Origin of the sequence: Duncaniella muricolitica, assembly GCF_910574735.1 — a bacterium.
Classification (GTDB): domain Bacteria; phylum Bacteroidota; class Bacteroidia; order Bacteroidales; family Muribaculaceae; genus Duncaniella; species Duncaniella muricolitica.
The window spans coordinates 24,705-46,389 of the sequence record NZ_CAJTCF010000013.1 but is presented as its reverse complement, the minus strand read 5'-3'; the positions used below and the strand labels follow the sequence as shown (position 1 = coordinate 46,389).

General features: G+C 54.1%; 17 protein-coding genes. 16 read left to right on the top strand and 1 reads right to left on the bottom strand.

The genetic code is table 11. From position 1 onward, the window contains the following. Positions 1–174: 174 nt before the first annotated feature. The 3 genes from tpiA to folE all read left to right on the top strand — a co-directional run bounded on the left by tpiA (position 175) and on the right by folE (position 2,191). Entirely contained in the window at positions 175–930 is a 756-nt protein-coding gene (tpiA, locus tag QGT73_RS04400) for a triose-phosphate isomerase (protein ID WP_123616289.1), read from the top strand. Positions 931–1,052: 122 nt separating this feature from the next. After that, positions 1,053–1,538: an SPOR domain-containing protein gene (locus QGT73_RS04395; RefSeq protein ID WP_280121588.1), complete on the top strand. Its 486-nt coding sequence runs from the start codon at positions 1,053–1,055 to the stop codon at positions 1,536–1,538. Between the two features lie 59 nt (positions 1,539–1,597). Further along, positions 1,598–2,191 (top strand): GTP cyclohydrolase I FolE, encoded by a 594-nt coding sequence (gene folE, locus QGT73_RS04390; RefSeq protein ID WP_280121587.1) that lies wholly within the window; start codon positions 1,598–1,600, stop codon positions 2,189–2,191. A 623-nt stretch (positions 2,192–2,814) separates the two neighbouring features. Here folE and rlmD read toward each other — a convergent pair. Continuing rightward, positions 2,815–4,224, bottom strand: coding sequence for a 23S rRNA (uracil(1939)-C(5))-methyltransferase RlmD (gene rlmD, locus QGT73_RS04385; protein ID WP_280121586.1), 1,410 nt, complete (start codon positions 4,222–4,224; stop codon positions 2,815–2,817). A gap of 224 nt (positions 4,225–4,448) precedes the next feature. Here rlmD and QGT73_RS04380 point away from each other — a divergent pair, with 224 nt between their 5' ends. The 13 genes from QGT73_RS04380 to QGT73_RS04320 all read left to right on the top strand — a co-directional run bounded on the left by QGT73_RS04380 (position 4,449) and on the right by QGT73_RS04320 (position 21,685). Next, entirely contained in the window at positions 4,449–4,874 is a 426-nt protein-coding gene (locus tag QGT73_RS04380) for a hypothetical protein (protein WP_280121585.1), read from the top strand. Between the two features lie 345 nt (positions 4,875–5,219). Beyond that, positions 5,220–6,596 carry a hypothetical protein gene (locus QGT73_RS04375; protein ID WP_280121584.1) on the top strand — a complete coding sequence of 459 codons (1,377 nt, stop codon included), beginning with the start codon at positions 5,220–5,222 and terminating at the stop codon, positions 6,594–6,596. Positions 6,597–6,936: 340 nt separating this feature from the next. Further along, positions 6,937–9,570 carry a DNA gyrase subunit A gene (gene gyrA, locus QGT73_RS04370; RefSeq protein WP_280121583.1) on the top strand — a complete coding sequence of 878 codons (2,634 nt, stop codon included), beginning with the start codon at positions 6,937–6,939 and terminating at the stop codon, positions 9,568–9,570. A gap of 163 nt (positions 9,571–9,733) precedes the next feature. Next, complete coding sequence (locus QGT73_RS04365) at positions 9,734–10,957, top strand: tetratricopeptide repeat protein (protein WP_280121582.1); 1,224 nt, start codon at positions 9,734–9,736, stop codon at positions 10,955–10,957. Positions 10,958–11,066: 109 nt separating this feature from the next. After that, entirely contained in the window at positions 11,067–11,606 is a 540-nt protein-coding gene (locus QGT73_RS04360; RefSeq protein WP_280121581.1) for a DUF1599 domain-containing protein, read from the top strand. Then, positions 11,566–12,930 (top strand): BT_3928 family protein, encoded by a 1,365-nt coding sequence (locus tag QGT73_RS04355; protein ID WP_280121580.1) that lies wholly within the window; start codon positions 11,566–11,568, stop codon positions 12,928–12,930. The genes QGT73_RS04360 and QGT73_RS04355 overlap by 41 nt, the downstream gene beginning before the upstream one ends. Positions 12,931–12,996: 66 nt before the next feature. Beyond that, a complete protein-coding gene (gene dgt, locus QGT73_RS04350) occupies positions 12,997–14,337 on the top strand; it encodes a dGTP triphosphohydrolase (RefSeq protein ID WP_280121600.1) in 1,341 nt (446 codons plus the stop codon). Positions 14,338–14,344: 7 nt separating this feature from the next. Continuing rightward, a complete protein-coding gene (locus QGT73_RS04345; RefSeq protein ID WP_280121579.1) occupies positions 14,345–15,652 on the top strand; it encodes a TPM domain-containing protein in 1,308 nt (435 codons plus the stop codon). Between the two features lie 179 nt (positions 15,653–15,831). Further along, the gene (locus QGT73_RS04340; RefSeq protein ID WP_280121578.1) at positions 15,832–16,596 is read left to right on the top strand and encodes a ParA family protein; all 765 of its coding nucleotides are present in this window, start codon (positions 15,832–15,834) and stop codon (positions 16,594–16,596) included. A gap of 48 nt (positions 16,597–16,644) precedes the next feature. After that, positions 16,645–17,532, top strand: a complete 888-nt coding sequence (locus QGT73_RS04335; RefSeq protein ID WP_280121577.1) for a ParB/RepB/Spo0J family partition protein — start codon at positions 16,645–16,647, stop codon at positions 17,530–17,532. Between the two features lie 9 nt (positions 17,533–17,541). Next, positions 17,542–18,447, top strand: a complete 906-nt coding sequence (locus QGT73_RS04330) for a DUF5683 domain-containing protein (RefSeq protein ID WP_280121576.1) — start codon at positions 17,542–17,544, stop codon at positions 18,445–18,447. 89 nt (positions 18,448–18,536) lie between these two features. After that, on the top strand, positions 18,537–20,318 hold the full coding sequence (locus tag QGT73_RS04325) for a transglycosylase SLT domain-containing protein (RefSeq protein WP_280121575.1): 1,782 nt from the start codon (positions 18,537–18,539) through the stop codon (positions 20,316–20,318). A gap of 17 nt (positions 20,319–20,335) precedes the next feature. Continuing rightward, the gene (locus tag QGT73_RS04320; protein WP_280121574.1) at positions 20,336–21,685 is read left to right on the top strand and encodes a sodium-dependent transporter; all 1,350 of its coding nucleotides are present in this window, start codon (positions 20,336–20,338) and stop codon (positions 21,683–21,685) included.

Here is a 21,685-nt window from a genome sequence, read left to right as displayed (position 1 = left end):
CTGCCTATCAGCCGTGTAACAAGGCCGGTGTCACTCCCGGGACTATTGTCTCTACAGATCTCCGGCCCGCGGAAAACTCCCCTGCACGGCAGGTCGATTTTTATATTTTGCAATCTCGACTAAAATCGCTAATTTTGCCGTCGGAAATAATCCCAATATTATAATAAGGTAAAAATGAGAAAAAACATCGTTGCAGGCAACTGGAAAATGAACACCACCCTGCCCGAAGGTATCAAGCTCGCCGAGGAGGTAAACGCCGCCCTGGCCGGTTGCACCCCCAAGTGTGACGTGGTTATCTGCGTGCCTTTCACCCACCTGGCATCCATCAACAACGTTATTGACAAGACCCGTCTCGGTCTCGGAGCTGAAAACTGCGCCGACCACAAGAGCGGAGCCTATACCGGCGAAGTGTCAGCCCCCATGGTGGCATCGACCGGTGCGACATATGTAATCCTCGGCCACTCGGAGCGTCGTCAGTATTATGGCGAAACCGCCGAGACCCTCCGCGAGAAGGTGCGTCTGGCCCTTGACAACAACCTCACCCCCATCTTCTGCATCGGCGAGGTGCTAGAGGAGCGCGAGAACGGCACATTCTTTGACGTAGTGAAGGCTCAGATCGAGGAAGGCCTCTTCAACCTCTCGGCTGAAGAGTTTGGCAAAATCATTCTCGCCTACGAGCCCGTATGGGCTATCGGCACCGGCAAGACCGCTACCGACGACCAGGCTCAGGAGATGCACGCCTTCATCCGTCAGACCATCGCCGACAAGTATGGCAAAGAGGTGGCTGACAACACTTCAATCCTCTACGGCGGTAGCTGCAAGCCCTCCAACGCCAAGGAACTTTTCGCCAAGCCCGACGTTGACGGCGGTCTTATAGGCGGCGCAGCCCTCGAAGCCGAATCATTCATGGGCATCGTTACAGCTTTCTAAAAAGCCTTGTAAAGCCATAAGTCACAAAAGTTAAGATAATGTCATGAAACAAGGGATATTATCTTAACTTTTTAAACTTTTTCTCAATCTCCCCACCCCACCACCACAAATTCTGTATCAGCATGCGCGCCTATCACATAGCAATCATAACGCTTGCCCTCAGCGGACTCACTGCCCGGGGCGAGGAAAAGGTTGTGACCATCGTCGACCACATTACCGAGGGAACGGCCAACACAGTCACCCAGCCCGAGGCACTGCTCAAACGCCTCTGCAAGATAGTCGATAACACTGAGAAGGAGGACCGCACAGAAGAGCCCTCCAAGCCCGTTGCAGGACGTCTGGCCGGATATAGAGTACAGGTGTTCAGTGACAACAACGTGCGCACCGCCAAAGCCGAAGCCGCCTCCAAGCAACGCGTCATATCGGCACGCTTCCCCCAATATCAGACCTATGTGCGCTACACCTCGCCCTACTGGCGACTCAAAGTGGGCGACTTCAGGACTCAACAGGAAGCCAACGCCGCCGCCGAGGAGCTGCGCAAGGCATTTCCCGCCTACAGCAAAGAGATACGCGTGGTACGCGACCGTATAAGTATGCCCCACGACTGATAGACACCCCTCTCACCTCCAGATTAGCCCCCTCTCAATCCAACCATCAACATCCGACAATGAGCACACAGGTATCCAACATTTCAGACGAGACTATCGCAGAGATCGCGCGCCACTATAAGGCCATAATCACTCTGCTTGGTGAGGACATAGAACGCGAAGGACTGGTCAAGACCCCCATGCGCGCTGCCAAAGCCATGGTATATGCCACACGTGGCTATCGTCAGGATGCCGACACGATTATCAACGAGGCCATATTCACCCACGAGGGATCCGACATGGTGATTGTGCGCGACATCGAGTTTTACTCGCTGTGCGAGCACCACATACTCCCTTTCTTCGGCAAAGTGTCGATAGGTTACATCCCCGACGGCCGCACCATCGGACTTAGCAAACTCGCCCGCCTGGTCGACTTCTACGCCCGCCGTCTGCAGGTGCAGGAGCGCATGACTGCGCAGATATGCCGGATAGTCATGGAGAAACTCGGAGCCAAAGGCGTGATTGTGGCATGCACGGCCGACCACCTGTGCATGAAGATGCGAGGTGTCGAAAAACAGATGTCGGCCACCACTACTGTAGAGAGCGCGGGAGCGTTCAAAGAGTCGGCTTCGCTGCGCGAGGAGTTTTTCCGCGCCCTCGCTCAAGGACGCTGACACCGCCCGGCATCCCCGGCCCCACCCGGCCCGGCTGACCGACAGGCAATACATCCCCCCACACAACCGTTTTTTACATTATTTTAGTAAATTTACAGTCAAAATCCACCCTGGCGACGGGGCGGATGTTAAACTGCGCTCCGGTTTAACCAATTAGAGTTAAAGCTCTTGCGCATAATTGATTAATGCAGTAATTTTGCATCAGAAAAATAACACAATACTATCGGAAAACACACAAATAATAGTCTACAATTAAAATTTTACTAAAACTACACAGCAAATAATCTTCAGCCATTATCTGATACTTATTTTAAGAAACGTTCATTCCTTTTTTTACCATTAATGTCAAATCTAAGATTGCTGACACCGCCTGACGATCAAGGCTCATAAAAGCATACCGATAATTAGAATTGATGATTATAATTACGGGCACTTTCTGCGCGACGCAGAGGGTGCTTTTTTAATTGTTTCTGAAATATCATCTTAGGGAGATACAAAAGGACAAAAGACTCAGAAGAAACAAAAGTTTTGAATAATTCATCGGCAAAGCAAGTGCTTTATGAAATAAAAAAACTTTTGTTTCTTCTGAGTCTTTTGTCCTTTTGTATCCTCTCCCCCTGTTTTTACCGCAAAGTCAGGGCTACGACGTTTTCGACGTGCTGTGTGTGGGGGAACATGTCGACGGGCTGCACTGCCTCGATGTCATATTTTTCATGAAGCAGGGCGAGGTCGCGGGCCTGTGTGGCCGGATTGCAGCTCACATATACTATGCGGGCCGGAGAGGCTTCGAGTATCACCTTGACCACATCTTCATGCATGCCGGCACGCGGGGGGTCGACTATCATCACGTCGGGACGGCCGTGACGCTCTATAAACTCGGCCGTGAGCACGTTTTTCATATCTCCGGCATAAAACTCGGTGTTGTCCAGACCGTTGACACGGGCATTGACCTTGGCGTCCTCGATAGCCTCGGGCACATACTCCACACCCACCACATGGCGGCATGAACGCGCGAGGAAGAGCGCGATGGTGCCGGTGCCGGTGTAGAGGTCATAGACGAGTTCGTCGCCCGTCAGACGCGCGAAGTCGCGCGCCACGCTGTAAAGGCGGTAGGCCTGGCGCGAGTTGGTCTGATAAAACGACTTGGGACCGATGCGGAACCGCAGCCCTTCCATCTCCTCCTCGATATATTCACGACCTTTCCACGTAACGATGTCGAGGTCGCCCACGGTGTCGTTGACCTTGGTGTTGATCACATATTGCAGCGAAGTGATTTCGGGAAACTCCGCGTCGACGGCCTTCATCAGTGCCTCGATGGCCTCGGGATTGTCCTCACCGACGGCCATAAGCACCATCACCTCGCCGGTCGAGGCTATGCGTATCATGAGTGTGCGCAGAAAGCCGTGGTTGGCGCGTATGTCGTAAAACTCCAGATTGTGCTCCTTGCCGTAATTCTTTATAAATGTGCGTATGCGGTTGCCGAGATCGTCCTGAAGATGGCATGCGTTGATGTCGAGCACCTTGTCAAATCCGCCCGGGATGTGAAATCCGGCTGCGCGGCGGTCGGGAAACTCCACGCCTGATCTCATCTGGTCAAACGTAAGCCACATTTTTGACGAGAAAGTATATTCCATCTTGTTGCGATAGTGCCATATCTCCTCCGACCCGAGTATGGGGGTGATTTCGGGAAACGGCACCTTGGCTATCCTCTCGAGCGCGTCCTTGACCTGACGCTGCTTGCACTGCAACTGAAATTCATACGGCAGATGCTGCCAGCGACAGCCGCCACATACGGTGAAGTGCTCGCAGCGCGGCTCCACTCTGACGGGCGAAGGCTCGACAAGACGCTCTATATGCCCCTCGGCATATGACTTCTTCTTGCGGTCGAGCTTGACGTCGGCCACATCGCCCGGCGCGCCAAACGGAATAAACACTACCATATCATCGACGCGCGCCAGGGCATTGCCCTCGGCGGCCACATCGGTTATCTTGACCCCTTCGAGAGTGGGGAGCTCTTTGCGTTTTCTGCTCATTCAGAATTATATGTGATAATATTATTGGCTGTGACAATCGGTCGAGGGTGAGGAGGACCAAACCGAGATTCAAAATTACGCAATAATTCCGCTCGCGCCCCTTTCTATCACATTTTTTAACATTTGCAAGGCTCATCTCACATCCGTTATACGGCTGAAAACCACGTGATTTCAGCATGATGAATTTCACCACGCGGCACCACCGAACAAACTACTGATTAACAATGATTTATAAACGTATTGATGAATATTTTTCAGCTTTGATTTTTTGCAATCATCCACTTCTTCCTATAACTTTGCGACATCATCAACCAACAAAAATTTCACATTTTATGAAACATTTAATCAAACTGCCGTTCATCGCACTGCTCCTCTCGGTCCTGTGCATCGCGTCATGCTCATCGGATGCTGATTTATTAGACATTTCAGAAACCTTCACCGACCAAACATTCACGACAAAGAATAACGATTCTTGTTTAGAAAAAACAGACCGCATTCTATATATGCACACAATATATCCGGCAACCGACTCCACACCTAAATGCATAATAAAAACCCCCGTTAAAATCATTAAATTAGATGACACAAGAACTTCACGTGTATTACGTGCATCTAATGACACCATCAAAACAACCATAACAGAAGATTGATGAAATATCAAGCGACCCAACATTATCAATATCTCCAAAAAAAATTTTAATTTCATTTTATGTATACAAAGTTATTAATGGCACTCTATATGAACCAAAGGAAGTGTCCTGTGCTTTTTACATTAATGAAAAGGGGGAATTTTGTGTTTAAGTATATTACACCATTGCTATAACAAAATTCTAAAAATATTATCTAAATCAGCACTTTTTGCTCTTTAATTTAATTCAATCTAATTTGCATAGAGTGTTTTCATTTCATATCTTTGCAATATGCAATTTTCATACCATAAATTCATATTGCTCATACTTGTTCTTCTGTCCTGCTCATGTAGCGGGTCAGAAGACTTGGATGCATACAACTATTATCTGAAAGGCAAAGCAAAACTCGATCTCCACAACTATCCCGAAGCCATGGAGGCGTTTCTTAATGCCGAGAAATGTGCCGAGCAGACAGGCAACGACAGTGTGCTCGCACTATCGAGAGTAGGCATGATGAATCTTTACGACTCGATATGCGACATTAACGAGAAGGGTCACTATGCCGTTAAAGCATGCGAGGTATACGAAAAATATCACGACTATGACAATATGTATGCCATACTGTCAGATTTTACCAATTACATTACTCCCGAAGAAAGGCTCGCCACTCATGCTGACAAAATAAAGCACTACGCATCAATACTTAACGACAACGATACGACTCGTTGCTATTTCTATGCCAATACATTCGAGCGACGGAGCGAACGGCTGTATCGGCAGTTGGAAAATTTCAACTCTCCTGATGTAACATCATGGCTTATGATTGATGGACTCAAAGGCTTCAATCCATATAATCTTTCCGAAAAAATTAAAAATGACGATGGGTGGCGTGAGGATATTTCCAGCGATTCGGCCAATATATCCGCAAAAAACGCCCATCTTGTAACCCGGTTGCTGTGGGAACAAGGCCTTGATGAAAATGCCAATGATTTCATAAACTATTATAGGGAAGAATACCGCGAGCCGATCATAAACCAGACATTTGACACCATAAACCAACAGGTTATATCATATGTGTCCTTCCGGTTTAAGGGCGATATAAGAGATGAGTTCAGCTCCACATTTCAGGAAGATGTCAGAGCGGCGGTCGTGCGGTTTAACTATGAAGAGGTGCTTATGCGCGAGCAGACCATCCGCTTTCAGCGCGTAGTGATAATACTCATCTCCGCTCTTGCCATAGCCGTAATGTCGGCGATTGCAATATACATACGCACAGCCACCATACGTCGCCGCCGTCATCAGGAGCAGGACATGCTGACAGCCTCGGAACTGCGCACCGCCCTCCACGACCTCGAGGAGCTGCATCTCAACACACTCTCACACCTGTGTGACACATATTACGAGAATTATGCCAACGAGTCGGTCAAGTCAAAGGCCGCACGCGACACACTCAGAGCCATCTCGGAACTGGCCTCGTCGGACGACTTCGTGACAAGGCTTGAAAAGCATCTCGATGACACCGCCGACGGCCTCATGAGCTGCCTGCGCGCCGAGATGCCCGACCTCAAGGAGTCAGACACGCGACTGTTTCTCTACAACGCTCTGGGCCTGTCGATTCCCTCAATGTGTCTGATGCTCGGCGAGCGCAGAGAGGTAATCTACAACCGCCGTCTGCGTCTGCGCGCACGCATCCGCGAAGTCGCCCCGACTCACATGGAAATATTTCTGAATTATCTGCGCTAAGCGACATTATCGCACCTTTGCGTGATAAATCATGGCGTAACTTTGCAGCACACATCCTCCACACACCCCCGCACACACCCGCATCAATCACCCGCATCAATCACCCCCCTTTAATCAACCCAACCCCCACACAACACCTCCCCCATCAGCCATCCACCCCACCCATCCCCGCCACGCTCCCGCAAAGTCGGCCGGCACATGGTCACTCCCCCATCGTTCCGGCAAGCCCCCTGTCGTGATTTTTTCGCCATTTTATTAGCCCCGAAGTAACAATGCTTTGAAAAAAAATTATTACCTTTGTGGGTAAATTTGTCGTAAAAAATCACATTTCAATTAAACGATGATTGAAGAAGACCGAATAATAAAGATAGACATCGAAAACGAAATGAAGAGTGCCTACATCGACTATTCAATGTCGGTGATAGTGTCGCGCGCGCTTCCTGATGTGCGCGACGGCCTGAAGCCCGTCCACAGGCGTGTGCTCTTCGGTATGAACGAGATGGGCAACACATCCGACAAGCCCCACAAGAAGTCGGCCAACTGCGTCGGCGAGGTAATGGGTAAGTATCACCCCCACGGCGACTCGTCGATCTACGGCACCGTAGTGCGTCTGGCACAGCCCTGGGCCATGAGATACTGCCTGGTCGACGGCCACGGCAACTTCGGCTCGGTCGACGGCGACGGAGCGGCAGCCATGCGTTACACCGAGGTGCGCCTCGACCGCCTTGGCGAAGAGATGCTTGCCGACATCGAGTCGGACACCGTTGATTTCCAGCCCAACTATGACAACTCGCGTCAGGAACCCGTCGTGCTCCCCACCCGCTTCCCCAACCTGCTGGTCAACGGAGCCTCGGGCATCGCCGTCGGCATGGCCACCAACATGCCCACCCACAACCTGGCCGAGTCAATCAACGCCTGTGTAGCCTATATCGACGACCCCGAGATCGACATCCCCGGTCTGATGAAATACATCCCCGCCCCCGACTTCCCCACCGGCGGCACCATCTACGGCTACAACGGAGTCAAGGAAGCCTATGAGACAGGCCGCGGCCGAGTGCTCATACGCGCCAAGGCCGAAATCGAAGCCGAGGACAACCACGAGAATATCATCGTAACCGAGATACCCTATAACGTCAACAAGGCCGAGCTCATCAGCTACATAGCCGACCTCGTGACCGACAAGAAGCTCGACGGCATCGCCGACATCAACGACGAGAGCAACTACAAGGGCATGCGCATCGTCATCAAGCTCAAGAGCGACGCCAACTCCAACGTGGTGCTCAACAAGCTCTACAAGATGACCCAGATGCAGGCCTCGTTCAGCGTCAACAACGTGGCCCTCGTCAACGGACGTCCCCGCACACTCAACCTCAAGGAACTCATCAGCGAGTTTGTGGCCCACCGCCACGAAGTAGTGATACGCCGCACTAAATATGAGCTGCGCAAGGCCCAGGAGCGTGCCCACATACTCGAGGGTCTCATCATAGCCTCGCAGAACATCGACGAGGTAATACGCATCATCCACGGTGCGGCCGACACTATGGACGCACGCGAGAAGCTCAAGGAGCGTTTCACCCTCACCGACCCGCAGACCGCGGCCATCGTCGAGATGCGTCTGCGTCAGCTCACCGGTCTGGAGCAGGACAAGCTCAAAAACGAGTATGACGAGCTGGAGAAGGAGATAGCCCGCCTTGAGCTGATACTCTCGGACGATGACGTGTGTCGCGCTGTAATCAAAGAGGAGCTAATCGAGATACGCGACAAGTATGGCGACGCGCGCCGCACCGACATAGACTACACCGCCGGAGACTTCAATGCCGAGGATTTTTATGCCGATGACGACATGATCATCACCATCTCCCACCGCGGATATATCAAGCGCACACAGCTCAGCGAGTTCCGCGCACAAAACCGCGGCGGCGTCGGTGCAAAGGGCTCCGACACCCGCGACGAGGACTTCATCGAGCACATCTATCCCGCCTCGATGCACAACTACATGCTCTTCTTCACCCAGAAGGGACGCTGCTACTGGCTCAAAGTCTATGAGATACCCGAAGGAGCGAAAAATTCCAAAGGCCGCGCCATCCAGAACATGCTCAACATCGAGCCCGACGACGCCATCAAGGCCTTTATCTGCACCAAAAATCTCGGTGACGAAGAGTTTGTCACAAGCCACAACCTCGTGTTTGCCACCAAGAAGGGCATAATCAAGAAAACAAGTCTCAAAGCCTACTCACGTCCCCGCGCCAAGGGCGTCAACGCCATCATCATCCGCGAGGGCGACGAGCTGCTCAGCGTCGAGATGACCGACGGCAACTGCGACATACTCATGGCCAACCGCAACGGTCGCGCCATCCGATTCCCCGAAAACAAGGTACGCGAGATGGGACGTATGTCCACTGGCGTGCGCGGCATGACCCTCGACGGCGATGATGACGAAGTGGTAGGCCTCATATGCATGCCCGCCGACACCATAAATAATGTAATGGTGCTCAGCGAGCGCGGATATGGCAAGCGCACAGCCCTCGACATCGAGACCGAAGTCGACGGCAAGATGGAGCGTGTGCCCGTCTACCGCATCACCAACCGCGGCGGCAAGGGTGTACGCACCATGAACATCACCGAGCGCACCGGCCGCCTCGTAGCCATCGAGAGCGTCAACGACGGCAACGACCTCGTTATTATCAACAAGAGCGGTATCACCCTGCGCATCCACGTCAGCGACATAAAGGTGCAGGGCCGCTACACCCAAGGCGTGAGAATCATCAACCTCGACAAGCGCAACGACACGATAGCCTCGGTGTGCTGCGTGGATTCCGACCCCGAAGAGGAAGTGACCGAAGTGGAAGCTCAGACAGAAGCACCCGAAGAGCTGATATTTGACGACCCCGCTGCCGACGAAACCGACGACGACACCATTACCGATGACATCGACGAAGCCGACCAGCCCGCGGCCGATGACGAACTTGATTAAACAAAACCAAGGAATTTGGAGTTATAAAGATTATAGCATGAAGTCTCAACTGTCACACCAACCCGACATACGCAGGCCCCTTCATCACATGATTTTTTTAACTCCGGATTCTCCCGTTTTTTTAACTCTACAAATACATTACCAATTCTAATAACCCCCGATTATGAAAAAGATCTGCGTCCTGACGCTCGGGCTACTTGCCGCAGCGTCGATGTCAGCCCAGACCGCTACCGTAAAAGAAGCGGAAAAGGCTTTTAAGAATGTCAATTCTTATAGCAGCTATCAGAATGCCGTAAAGGCCATCACACCCGCGTTTTCCAACGCCGAGACTTCAGCCAACGCCCAGACCTACTGGATCCCCGGCAAGGCAGGCTTCAAGCTCTATGACGACATGTATGGTCAGAAAGTCATCGGCAAGGATGTCAACCTCGACGAGATGGGCTCCGCACTGCTCGACGGTTACAACTACTCGCTCAAGGCTCTCAGCCTCGACACCGTGACCGATGCCAAAGGCAAGGTTAAGACCAAATTTTCCAAGGACATCGTAGCCACCATCGCCTCTCACCACGCCGACTTCGCCAACTCCGGCTCAGGCTTCTGGGATTCCAAAAACTATCCCAAGGCCTATGAAGCGTTCATGGCTTACATCAACATCCCCGGCAACGCCAGCCTCGGCCAGTCGGCCCCCAAGGCTCTTGCCGACTCCGTAGCCGCCCAGATGGCCTACTATGCAGGTCTCGCCGCATGGCAGGCCGAGATGCTCCCCGAAGCCGCCAAGGCTTTCGAGCAGATGATGGCTATCGGCTATGACGAAATGGCCGCCTATGACTATGCCTACTCTGTGGCCTATCAGATGAACGACGAGGCCAAGAAGCTCCAGTATTCCAAGATTGCCTATGACAAATTCGGCTCAGCAAAGCCCGAATTTCTCCAGCGCATCATCTCGTCCTACATGGCCGAGAAGAAGTATGACGAGGCTATGAACATGCTCGAGACCGCCATCAAGAACGACCCCACCAACGGCACCAACTATTACCTCATCGGCGTACTCTACGACGACAAGGGTGAAAAGGAAAAGTCGCAGGAGTCATTCAAGAAGGCTGTGGAAATCGACCCCAACAATGCCATGGCCAACTTCAGCTACGGCACAGCCCTCATCCAGCAGTATGAGCGTCTCGACGAGAAGACCGGCGAGATGAGCCAGGGCGAATACAACAAGTATAAGGCCGAGAACATGAATCCCCTTCTCAAAGAAGCCGCTGTATATCTCGAGAAAGCCTACGAGCTTGACAACGAGATGACCAACGCACTCACCAACCTCAAGATTGTATATTACAACCTTAACGACGGTGCCAACCTCGACCGCGTAGAGAAGCTCCTTCTCTAATCACGTCAGATAAAGCCGTCGCAAGAAGCCATCACCGACCTCTTGCGACGGCATTTTTTATTATCTATCTGATTCACACTCACAGATTCAGACCATCCATCACAATCCAATGAGCGACACACTCTCACAATTTGACTCCGCCCTGGCTCTATGCCGTGACATCTTTGACAAAAAGCTCCGTGACTACGGAGCCTCATGGCGCATAATGCGTCCGCGCTCCATCACCGACCAGCTCTACATCAAGGCCAAGCGCATCCGCACACTCGAGGAAGAGGAAGCGATGGTCGACGAGGGCGTGCTCGGCGAATTTATGGCCATAATAAACTATGGACTGGTCGGGCTGATACAGCTCCAGCTTGGATATGCCGACAACGCCGACATCACCCCCGACCGTGCCATGGCTCTCTATGACGAAAAGATGAAGACCGCGCGCGACCTAATGGCCGCCAAGACCCACGACTATGGCGACGCATGGCGCGGAATGAGAGTTAACTCCTACACCGACTTCATACTCACCAAGATACAGCGTGTCAAAGAGATTGAAGGCAACTCAGGCCACACCATCATCTCGGAAGGCATCGACTCCAACTATCTCGACATCATCAACTATGCAGTCTTCGCAGTCATCAAACTCACCCAAGCCGACTGACACCCCTCACCGCCCGCTGCGCGAACGGCTCTATCATCCGGCAGCCGTGTGGCTGCTGCGCATACTCATCGGTGCGACCTTCATCATGTCGGGCTTTGTCAAAGGCATCGACCCATGGGGCAGTGTAATAAAAATCAGCGAATACTTCACCGTATGGGGCTGGGACGTGCCGCGCTCGCTCGTGACATGCGCCGCCTTTGCCCTCGGAGCCTACGAATTTGTATGGGGCTTCATGGTGTTGCTCGGATGTTACCGCCGCGCAGCCGTGTGGCTGCTCTCGGCCATGATGGCCGTGATGCTGCCGCTCACACTCTATATCGCCCTCTATTCGCCGGTCGACGACTGCGGATGTTTCGGCGACTTTCTCATCATCTCCAACACCGCCACGTTTGTCAAAAACATATTCATCTCGGCGGCACTCGTCTATCTCATCCTTTACAATACACGCGTGTCGGGATTGTTTTTCCCTTACACACAATGGATTGTGGGAGGCCTGGTAACCCTCTATATTCTGGCCATAGAGTTTTACGGCTATAACGTGCAGCCGCTCATCGACTTCCGCCAGTACACAGCCGGCACCACACTCCTGCCCCCCGACTATGACGACGACACTGATGACGACACGGCTGCCGAGACAGTGTATGAATACACCTATTCAAAGGACGGACTCGAGGAGACCTTCACCATCGACGCTCTGCCCGACTCCACCTGGACCTTCGTGAGCCGCAGGCTTGTGAGCGGAGGCGAAATAAATACCGACGGCTTCACCGTAATCGAGGACGGCGAGGACATCACGGCCGACATCATCGACAGCGAGACCGAACAGTTTCTCGTCACCATCCCCGACATCCATGACGTCGACCTCTCATACACCTATATCATCAACGAGCTCAACGACTTCATCACCGGTCGCGGCGGCTCGCTCATAGCCCTCATCAACAGCGATGAAGAGGGCATGGAACACTGGAAGGACATATCCATGGCCTCCTATCCCATCTATCAGGCCGACCCCAAGATGCTCAAGGAGCTGGCCCGCGGCAATGCCGCTCTCGTATATCTCGACCACGGCACCGTGATGTGGAAGCGGACGCTCTCGTCGATAGGCTATTCATTCATCACCGAGACCCCCCACGACAGGCTGATACGTTCGCTCAACCCCGAAACGGGCTATGTGCTGAAACTTGTCACCACGCCGTTTGTTATAATTTTGCTCATACTGCTCGCACTCGACCGCAGCGGCAAACTTCTGGCATGGCATCTGGCCCGCCGCCGCAGACTCAAAAAAGCAGCGTCGGCCGACGATGATACCTCAGAAGCCAAATAGACACCTGTCAGCCTTAACCACAATCCATCCTCAACGACCGCTATGCCTGACTATACTTCCGACACCATGAAATGGGACAAGCTGATTTCCGACAAACGATTTGGGCTTGAACATTACCACGACCCCAAGCCGGGAGCGCGCAACGACTTTCAACGCGACTTTGACCGGCTCGTGTTTTCCTCGCCCTTCCGCCGTCTGCAGAACAAGACACAGGTCTTCCCCCTCCCCGGCAGCATATTTGTGCACAACCGTCTGACCCACAGCCTCGAGGTGTCGTGTGTAGGACGCTCGCTTGCCAACGAGGTGGCCATACGCCTGCGCCCGCGCTATGCCGACGCGCCCGAAGTGCTCGACTCGCTCAACTATCTCGGCGACATCGTGGCGGCAGCCTGCCTGGCCCACGACCTGGGCAATCCGCCGTTTGGCCACTCGGGCGAGAAAGCCATACAGGCCTACTTCAGCGAAGGGGCCGGACTGCGGTTCAGAGAGCACCTGAGCGAGCGCGAATGGAACGACCTGACCCACTTCGAGGGCAACGCCAACGCCTTCCGTCTGCTCACCCATCGCTTCAACGGACGCCGCCAGGGAGGATTTGCAATGACCTACTCCACACTGGCCTCGATAGTCAAATATCCCTTCGAGTCGACACTTGCCGGAAGCCACGGCAAGTTTGGATTTTTCTCGTCGGAACATGCCGACTTCATAAAAGTGGCCGACGAGCTGGGCATGCTGCGTCTCGCATCGCCCGACGACACCACCCGCTACTCGCGCCACCCGCTTGTCTATATAGTCGAGGCGGCCGACGACATCTGTTATGAGATAATGGATATCGAGGACGCCCACAAGCTCAAGATACTCACCACCGGCGAGGTAATCCCCCTGCTGCTGGGCTACTTTCCCCAAGAACGGCAGGAACATATGCTCAAGGTGATGAGCCACGTCGACGACCCCAACGAAAAGATAGCCTATCTGCGCTCATGCATCGTGGGAGTGCTGGTCGACCGTTGCGCCGACGCCTTTGCCGCTCATGAGGAGGAGATACTCGGCGGCACATTCCGCGGCAGTCTGCTCGACCACATCACCCCGCTCGAAAAGGAGGGCTATCGACGCTGCGAGTCGCTGTCGTGGGAAAAGATTTACTGTGCAAACGATGTGATCGAAATCGAACTTGCCGGCACGCGCATCATTTCGTTTCTGATTGACGAGCTGGTCAAAGCCGTCACCGACCCGACACTCAACTACTCGCGTCTGCTTCTGGCCAAAGTGCCCGAGCAATATGAAATAAACGCCCCTACCCTCTACGGCAAGATACAGGCCGTGCTCGACCACATCTCGGGCATGACCGACGTCTATGCCCTCGACCTCTATCGCCGTCTCAACGGCATGAGTCTCAAGATCAACAACTGACACAAGGATGATACATCAGATGATACAACGCCCTGCCCGTCTGCTCGCACTGCTGGTGAGCATATTTGTAACACTGGCCTCACAGGCCATGACAGTCGACGAAGTGCCCAACGTACACGTAGCCTCACGCACACGCTACGTGTCAAATCCCTCAGGAGTGCTCTCGCCACAGGCCGAAGCTCGTCTCAACAGGGCTATCGCCGACCTGTGGGACAAGAGTTCGGTCGAACTTGTCGTGGTGGCCATCGACAGCATCGACCCTTCGATGACCCCCGAAGAGTTTGCCACCGCGCTATTTGAGAAATGGGGCATAGGCAAAAGCGACAAAGACAACGGACTGCTCCTGCTGGTGGCCCGCGATGACAGGAAAGTGCAGATACGCACCGGCTACGGAGTGGAGGGCGCGGTGCCCGACATCATAGCCGGACGCATCATCCGCGAGAACATGTATCCTTATTTCCGCCAGGGCGACTATGACGGAGGTGTCGAGGCCGCTGTGGCCCGACTCTCGGAGGTAATCCTCGACCCGTCGGTGCGCGACGAGCTCATGTCGGGACAGGCCAACGACAGCCGCGTAACAACAGGTATGTCGGATTTCAACGGCGAAGAGGTGTTTGCCTTCTTTCTCAAGATAGCCGGCTTCATTGCCGCAATCATGCTTGCGATAGTCATCTACTTCATCACCAAGACGCGCCATGTCGACGACGTGGAGCGTTGGCGTCGTCTCAACACCCTGTGGCTCCCGGCGGCCATCGTGGCCTTTGTCACACTCGGACTCGGAGCCATCCCGTTTGGTCTGCTCTCATGGAAGATGTATCGCGTGAGACGCCACAAGCGCATGTGCTCACACTGCGGCACCCGCATGAAACTCATCGACGAAGTGCACGACAACGACTACCTCTCCCCCTCGCAGGACCTCGAGGAGCGGCTCAATTCGGTGGACTATGACGTTTGGCACTGCCCGCAGTGTGCCCAGACCGACATCTACCCCTATGTCAACCGCTCCACACGTTTCATCGAGTGTCCGCGCTGCCATGCCCGCACCATGAGCCTGTCTGACCGCCGCATACTGCGCCCGGCCACCACACGCAGCCAGGGCGAGGGTGTGGACATATATTATTGCCGCAACTGTGGCAACCACACCGAGAAACGATTTAAAATCGAACGCAAACGCGACGACAGCGCGCTCGCAGCCGGAGCTATACTCGGCAGCACGCTTGGCGGACGCGGAGGCGGCATGGGCGGAGGCTCCTTCGGAGGAGGCTCGTTCGGAGGCGGTCACACCGGAGGCGGCGGTGCCGGCGGCAGTTGGTAAAAAACGCGTCAGCCCAAAAGACATCTGAAAGAGCCGCCACGAAAAAAAGTTTTCAACATTTTAACACGTTTTGTTACTATCCGGCATTGATTTTCGGCATATTTTTTCTTACTTTGCATATTCAAATCACGCGCTCAGAGTCAAATACTTGGCCCAGCGCGGTACGCTAAACCGAAGAAATGGGTAAAATCATCGCCATAGCCAATCAGAAAGGCGGAGTGGGTAAAACCACCACCACCATCAATCTCGCGGCCTCACTCGCGGCCGAGGGTAAACACACACTCATCATCGACGCCGACCCACAGGCCAACGCCACATCGGGCTACGGCATTGACCCCAAAAAAATGCCGTCGTCAATCTATGAGTGCCTTGTCGACGACTATCCCATGGACGGCTCGCAGGTGGCCACATGCTGCGAGCGTCTTGATCTGGTGGGCTCACGCATCGACCTGGCCGGAGCCGAGATAGAGCTTATAAACAAACAGGCACGCGAAAACGTGCTCAAAAAAGCCATCGCCCCGCTGGCGCAGAAATATGACTACATACTCATAGACTGCTCCCCCTCGCTCGGACTCATCACCGTCAACGCCCTTACAGCCGCAGACTCTGTGATAATACCCGTGCAGGCCGAATATTTCGCACTCGAAGGCATCACCAAGCTGCTCAACACCATCCGCATCATCAAGTCGCGGCTCAACCCGTCGCTCGAAATCGAGGGATTTCTGCTCACGATGTATGACGCACGTCTGCGCCTGGCCAACCAGATATACGAGGAGCTCAAAGGCCACTTCGGAGCCATGGTGTTCGACACAGTGATACCCCGCAACATACGTCTGAGCGAAGCCCCAAGCCACGGTCTGCCCGTCATACTCTACGACCCGCTGTCACGCGGAGCCACATCACACATCTCTCTGGCCAAGGAGCTGATAGCCAAAAACTCATGAGAGCCTAACGCCTCACATCATTAACAGAATCTCACCCACGACCGAAATATGCCACCAAGCAAACGACCCGCCCTTGGACGCGGACTCGACTCACTCATAGCCATGGACGACGCGCCCGCACGCGACGCCTCGGCAATCAACGAAATCGAAATCTCACGCATCTCGCCCAACCCCGACCAGCCCCGTACGATTTTTGACGAAGAGGCTCTTGAGGAGCTGAGCCGCTCGGTACGCGAATATGGCATCATACAGCCCATATCGCTGCGCAAGACAGGTCCCGACACCTATCAGATCATAGCCGGCGAACGACGCTACCGTGCCGCCCTCATGGCCGGACTCTCCACCGTGCCGGCCTACATACGCACGGCCGACGACGCCACAATGACCGAGATGGCTCTCATCGAAAACATACAGCGCGAGGACCTCAACGCCATAGAGATAGCACTGACATTCAAGAAACTCATCGACCGCTACGATCTGACACAGGAGCGACTGAGCGAACGCATAGGCAAAAAGCGCGCCACAGTGGCCAACTTTCTGCGTCTGCTGCGTCTGCCGGCCGAGGTGCAGCTCGGACTGCGCGACCGCCGCATCGACATGGGCCACGCACGTGCCCTGCTGAGCATCGACGACCCCAAGCTGCAACTGAAACTCTACAACGAGATACTCGCCCAAGGCCTGTCGGTGAGACGTGTCGAGGAACTTGCCAAAAAGTATCAGCAGGCCGCACTCAACGGTGAAAATCCCGAAAAGAAGGACGATAAAAGGTTTTCTAACAAAGATTTTGATATTTTAAGAGACCACCTCTCACACCGCTTCTCGACCCCCGTGAAAGTGTCGTGTGACGCTTCAGGCAAGGGAAAAATCTCCTTCTCGTTTCGCAACGATGATGAACTACAAAGATTAATTGCTATCTTTGACACAGCAAAACAGTAACCCCACGCAATGTATCCCTGCAAGGAAACTAAAGCTACATATATACGTCACTCCATAGCGGCTCCGGTCATCGCACTCCTGTTTGCGTTTGCCGGGTCGTTGGGTGTATACGCACAGGCCTCGGAGCCCGAGACCGCCACACCCGAGACTCCCGCAGTAACGGCCGACACTCCGGCTGTGACCGCCGACGAGCCCGTAAGCGACACCCCGCGGCGCAACCGACCGGTGCGTCCGCAACGCCGCCCCACCTCACCCATCAGCGAGATGCCCGACTCCATATCGCTCGGCCGGCCTTCGGGCGTGCCCGTCATGGTCGTGGGCGACAGTCTCGCAGTCTCGGGCGACTCGCTTGCCATAATGCCGATCGACTCCGTAATGGTTGCTCCGTCGGAATATGCCGAACGACGGTTTGAATTTATGCCCGATCCGACCAAAGCCGTGTGGATGTCGGCACTGTTTCCCGGCCTCGGCCAGCTCTACAACCGCCGCTACTGGAAACTGCCCATCGTCATCGGGGCATTCATGGGACTCGGCTACGCCACTTCATGGAACAACACCATGCTACGCGACTACACCACGGCCTACAGCGACATCATGGACAACGACCCGACCACCAAGAGCTACATGGACTTTTTCGCCCCCACCGTCAAGGAAGAGGACCTCGACCATGCATGGCTCACAAGTCTGCTGCGCACCCGCAAAAACTATTTCAGGCGCAACCGCGACCTGTGTATCATATGTATGGTAGGCGTCTATCTGCTGGCTATGGTCGACGCTTATGTCGACGCACAGTTGGCACATTTCGATATAAGTCCGTCATTGTCGATGGACGTCGCGCCGGCATTGATGAACAATGACCTGCGCAACGGCTCTACGCGCCCGAGTCTCGGGCTATACTGGGCCTTGAATTTCTGAAACAATCACCCCATCCATTCATCCCCGCTCCCGCATGAGGCAATCATCCGGCAAGAGTGCGGAAAGTCAACATATCACTCCATCCAACGATGAAACAAACCTTTATATCTCTGATTCTCGGACTTAGCGGCAGCCTTATGGTTTCGGCCGCCTCACTGCCATCAATACTCGAACTCCGTCACTCCATCACCGACGACAATATCATAGCACCCGAGAGTTTCGAAACACAGACACGACTGCTTGAGGAGAACTTCTATCTGAAAAACTACGTGGTGCCCGGCATCGACACCGGCAACTCGACCACAGCCACCGCCGCCGAGTATGAGCAGCGTCTGGCCAAACTGCCCACAGTGATAGACCTGCCCTACAACTCGATAGTAGGCAACTATATCGACATGTATCTCACACGCAAGCGAGGCCTTGTGGCCGACATGCTCGCGCTCCACAATTATTACGGACGCTTCTTTGAGGAGGAGCTGCTCAAGGAAGGGATGCCCCTCGAGCTGGAATATCTCCCCGTCATCGAATCGGCCATCAACCCCAACGCCATGTCACGCGCCGGAGCCGTAGGCCTGTGGCAGTTCATGCCCGCGACAGCCAAGGGACTGGGCATGGAAATCAACTCGCTCGTCGACGAACGCCGCGACCCGCGCATATCCTCGCGCAATGCCGCCCGCTATCTCAAGCAGCTCCATGACATCTACAATGACTGGTCGCTCGCCATCGCCGCCTACAACTGCGGCCCCGGCAACGTCAACAAAGCCCTGCGCCGTGCGAGCGGTGACAGCGAGGAAATCAAGGACGAGAAAAAAGACTTCTGGGAGATATACAACTATCTGCCCGCCGAGACACGCGGATATGTGCCGGCATTCATCGCCGCCAACTATGTGATGAACTATTACCGCCAGCACGGCATCTCGCCCACCATTGTGAAACGTCATCTCACCACCGACACCGTGCGCATCGACAAGAATGTACACTTCAACCAGATAGCCTCGGTGCTTAACATCCCGGTCGAAGAGATAAGGATGCTCAATCCCCAGTTTCTGAAAGACCAGATACCCGGCGCATACCGCCCCTACTATCTCACACTGCCCACCCAGCAGTGTCTGAGCTACATCATGAGCGAGAAAAGAATACTCGACTATGACAAGGACCTCTATGCCCGCCGCACCACCGCCGAGCCCGGCGGTAGCTCGGGCGAAAGCTCGATAATAACCTCTGACGGCGGCAAGGCCAACCTTGCCAACGCAAGCCGCCAGTCGGACAACGCCGAGACCAACCACGAGATAGCCACACAGGCCACCGAGCGCACCGTGACAAAGATCCACGAGGTGCAGCGCGGTGAAAATCTGCGCGACATAGCCAAGATGTATGCCGTATCGGCCACCGACATCAAACGCTGGAACAAACTGCGCGCCGGCAAGGTCAAGGAGGGCGACCGTCTGACCATCGAGGTGGTCGAGCATATCACTCCCGACGAAGTGCGCGTGGTGGCCGTTCCCGAAGTGGCGCAGGTATTCCCCAAGGACAACACCGATACATCAGCGGAAGCCAAAGCCGACACCAAGACAGAGACCACCGAGACCAAAGCTGCTCCGGCAAAGCCTAAAGAAAACACCCAGCGCACCAAGGCCACTCACACCACTACCCACAAGGTGAAAAAGGGTGACACACTCGACCGCATAGCACGCAAATATGGCACAACCGTAGCTGCCATTCAGGCTGCCAACGGCATGCAGAAAAACAACACCCGCATACAGATAGGCCAGAGCCTGAAGATACCCGCCAAGGGCAGCGCGGCCTCGACCACCAGAAAATCAACCGCAAAAAAATCGACAAAGCGCAAGGCCGCACGCCCCAGAAAGTGAAAATCCCGACCGATTAAATGAAAGACAACCGCACCCAATTTGCCACACGATTAGGAGTAATAGCCACCACAGTTGGCTCGGCCGTAGGGCTGGGCAACATATGGAGATTTCCATATGAAGCGGGGGTGCATGGCGGCGGAGCCTTTCTGCTTATCGACCTGTTTTTCATATTTATAATAGGTGTGCCCGTGGTCTGTGCCGAGTTTATCATCGGCCGTCACACAGGGTCAAACATACGCGGAGCCTTCCGCGCTCTCGCACCCGGCAAGCCCTGGGGACTGGTGAGCTATATTGGACTGGCCGCATCGGTGCTCATACTGAGCTTCTACTCAGTGGTGGCCGGATGGACCATGCACTACACGGTGAAATCGGCCGGAGGATTTACGGACAGGATGACCGCCGACGCGCTCCATGCACAGTTTGACGCCTTCGCCTCAAGCGATGTGCTGCCGGTGGTGTGGACGCTGGTGTTTCTCGCTGTCAATTATTTCATACTCTCACGCGGAGTGCAGAAAGGTATAGAACGTATGAGCAACATACTGATGCCCATGCTGTTTGTGATACTGCTGCTCTTCACCGTCAACTCGCTCACGATGCCCGGAGCGGCCGAGGGCATGAGATTTCTCTTCATGCCCGACTTCAGCGCAATCACACCCTCGGTGGTGCTCGGAGCCATGGGACAGGCGTTTTTCTCGCTGAGTCTCGGACTTGGATGCCTCATCACCTATTCGAGCTATTTCAAACGCGACACCCCGTTGCTGCGCACCTCGCTCATAACAGCCGGACTCGACACGCTCGTGGCCATACTGGCCGGCATAATCATCTTTCCGGCAGTGTTTACGTTCGGTCAGGAACCGGCCGCCGGCCCCAAGCTGGTGTTTGAAGTCCTGCCGTCTATATTTGCCAACATGAGCGGCGGAGCCGTGTGGTCAACACTGTTTTTCCTGCTACTGTTTCTCGCGTCGCTCACCTCGACCATCTCCATGGCCGAAATCACCATAGCCTATTTTGAAGAAGAGTTTGGGATGTCGAGAAAAGCGGCCACAGCCCTCAGCATAGGCTTAGCCATGACGCTCGGCACGCTCTGCGCGCTGTCGTTCGGCTCACTGGGCGGGATAAAGATATTCGGCATGACACTGTTTGACTTGTTTGACTACACATCGTCCAATATATTGCTGCCCGTGGGAGGCATGATAATTTCGATATTTGTCGGCTGGGTACTTGACCGCTCGGTAGTGAAAGGCGAACTCACAGCCGGAGGAGGCCACATCACAGCCATGGGTGTGAGATGCGTGGTGTTTTGCCTCAGATGGCTCGCCCCCGTATGCATCGGGCTTGTATTTCTCTATGGTCTGGGGATAGTGTGA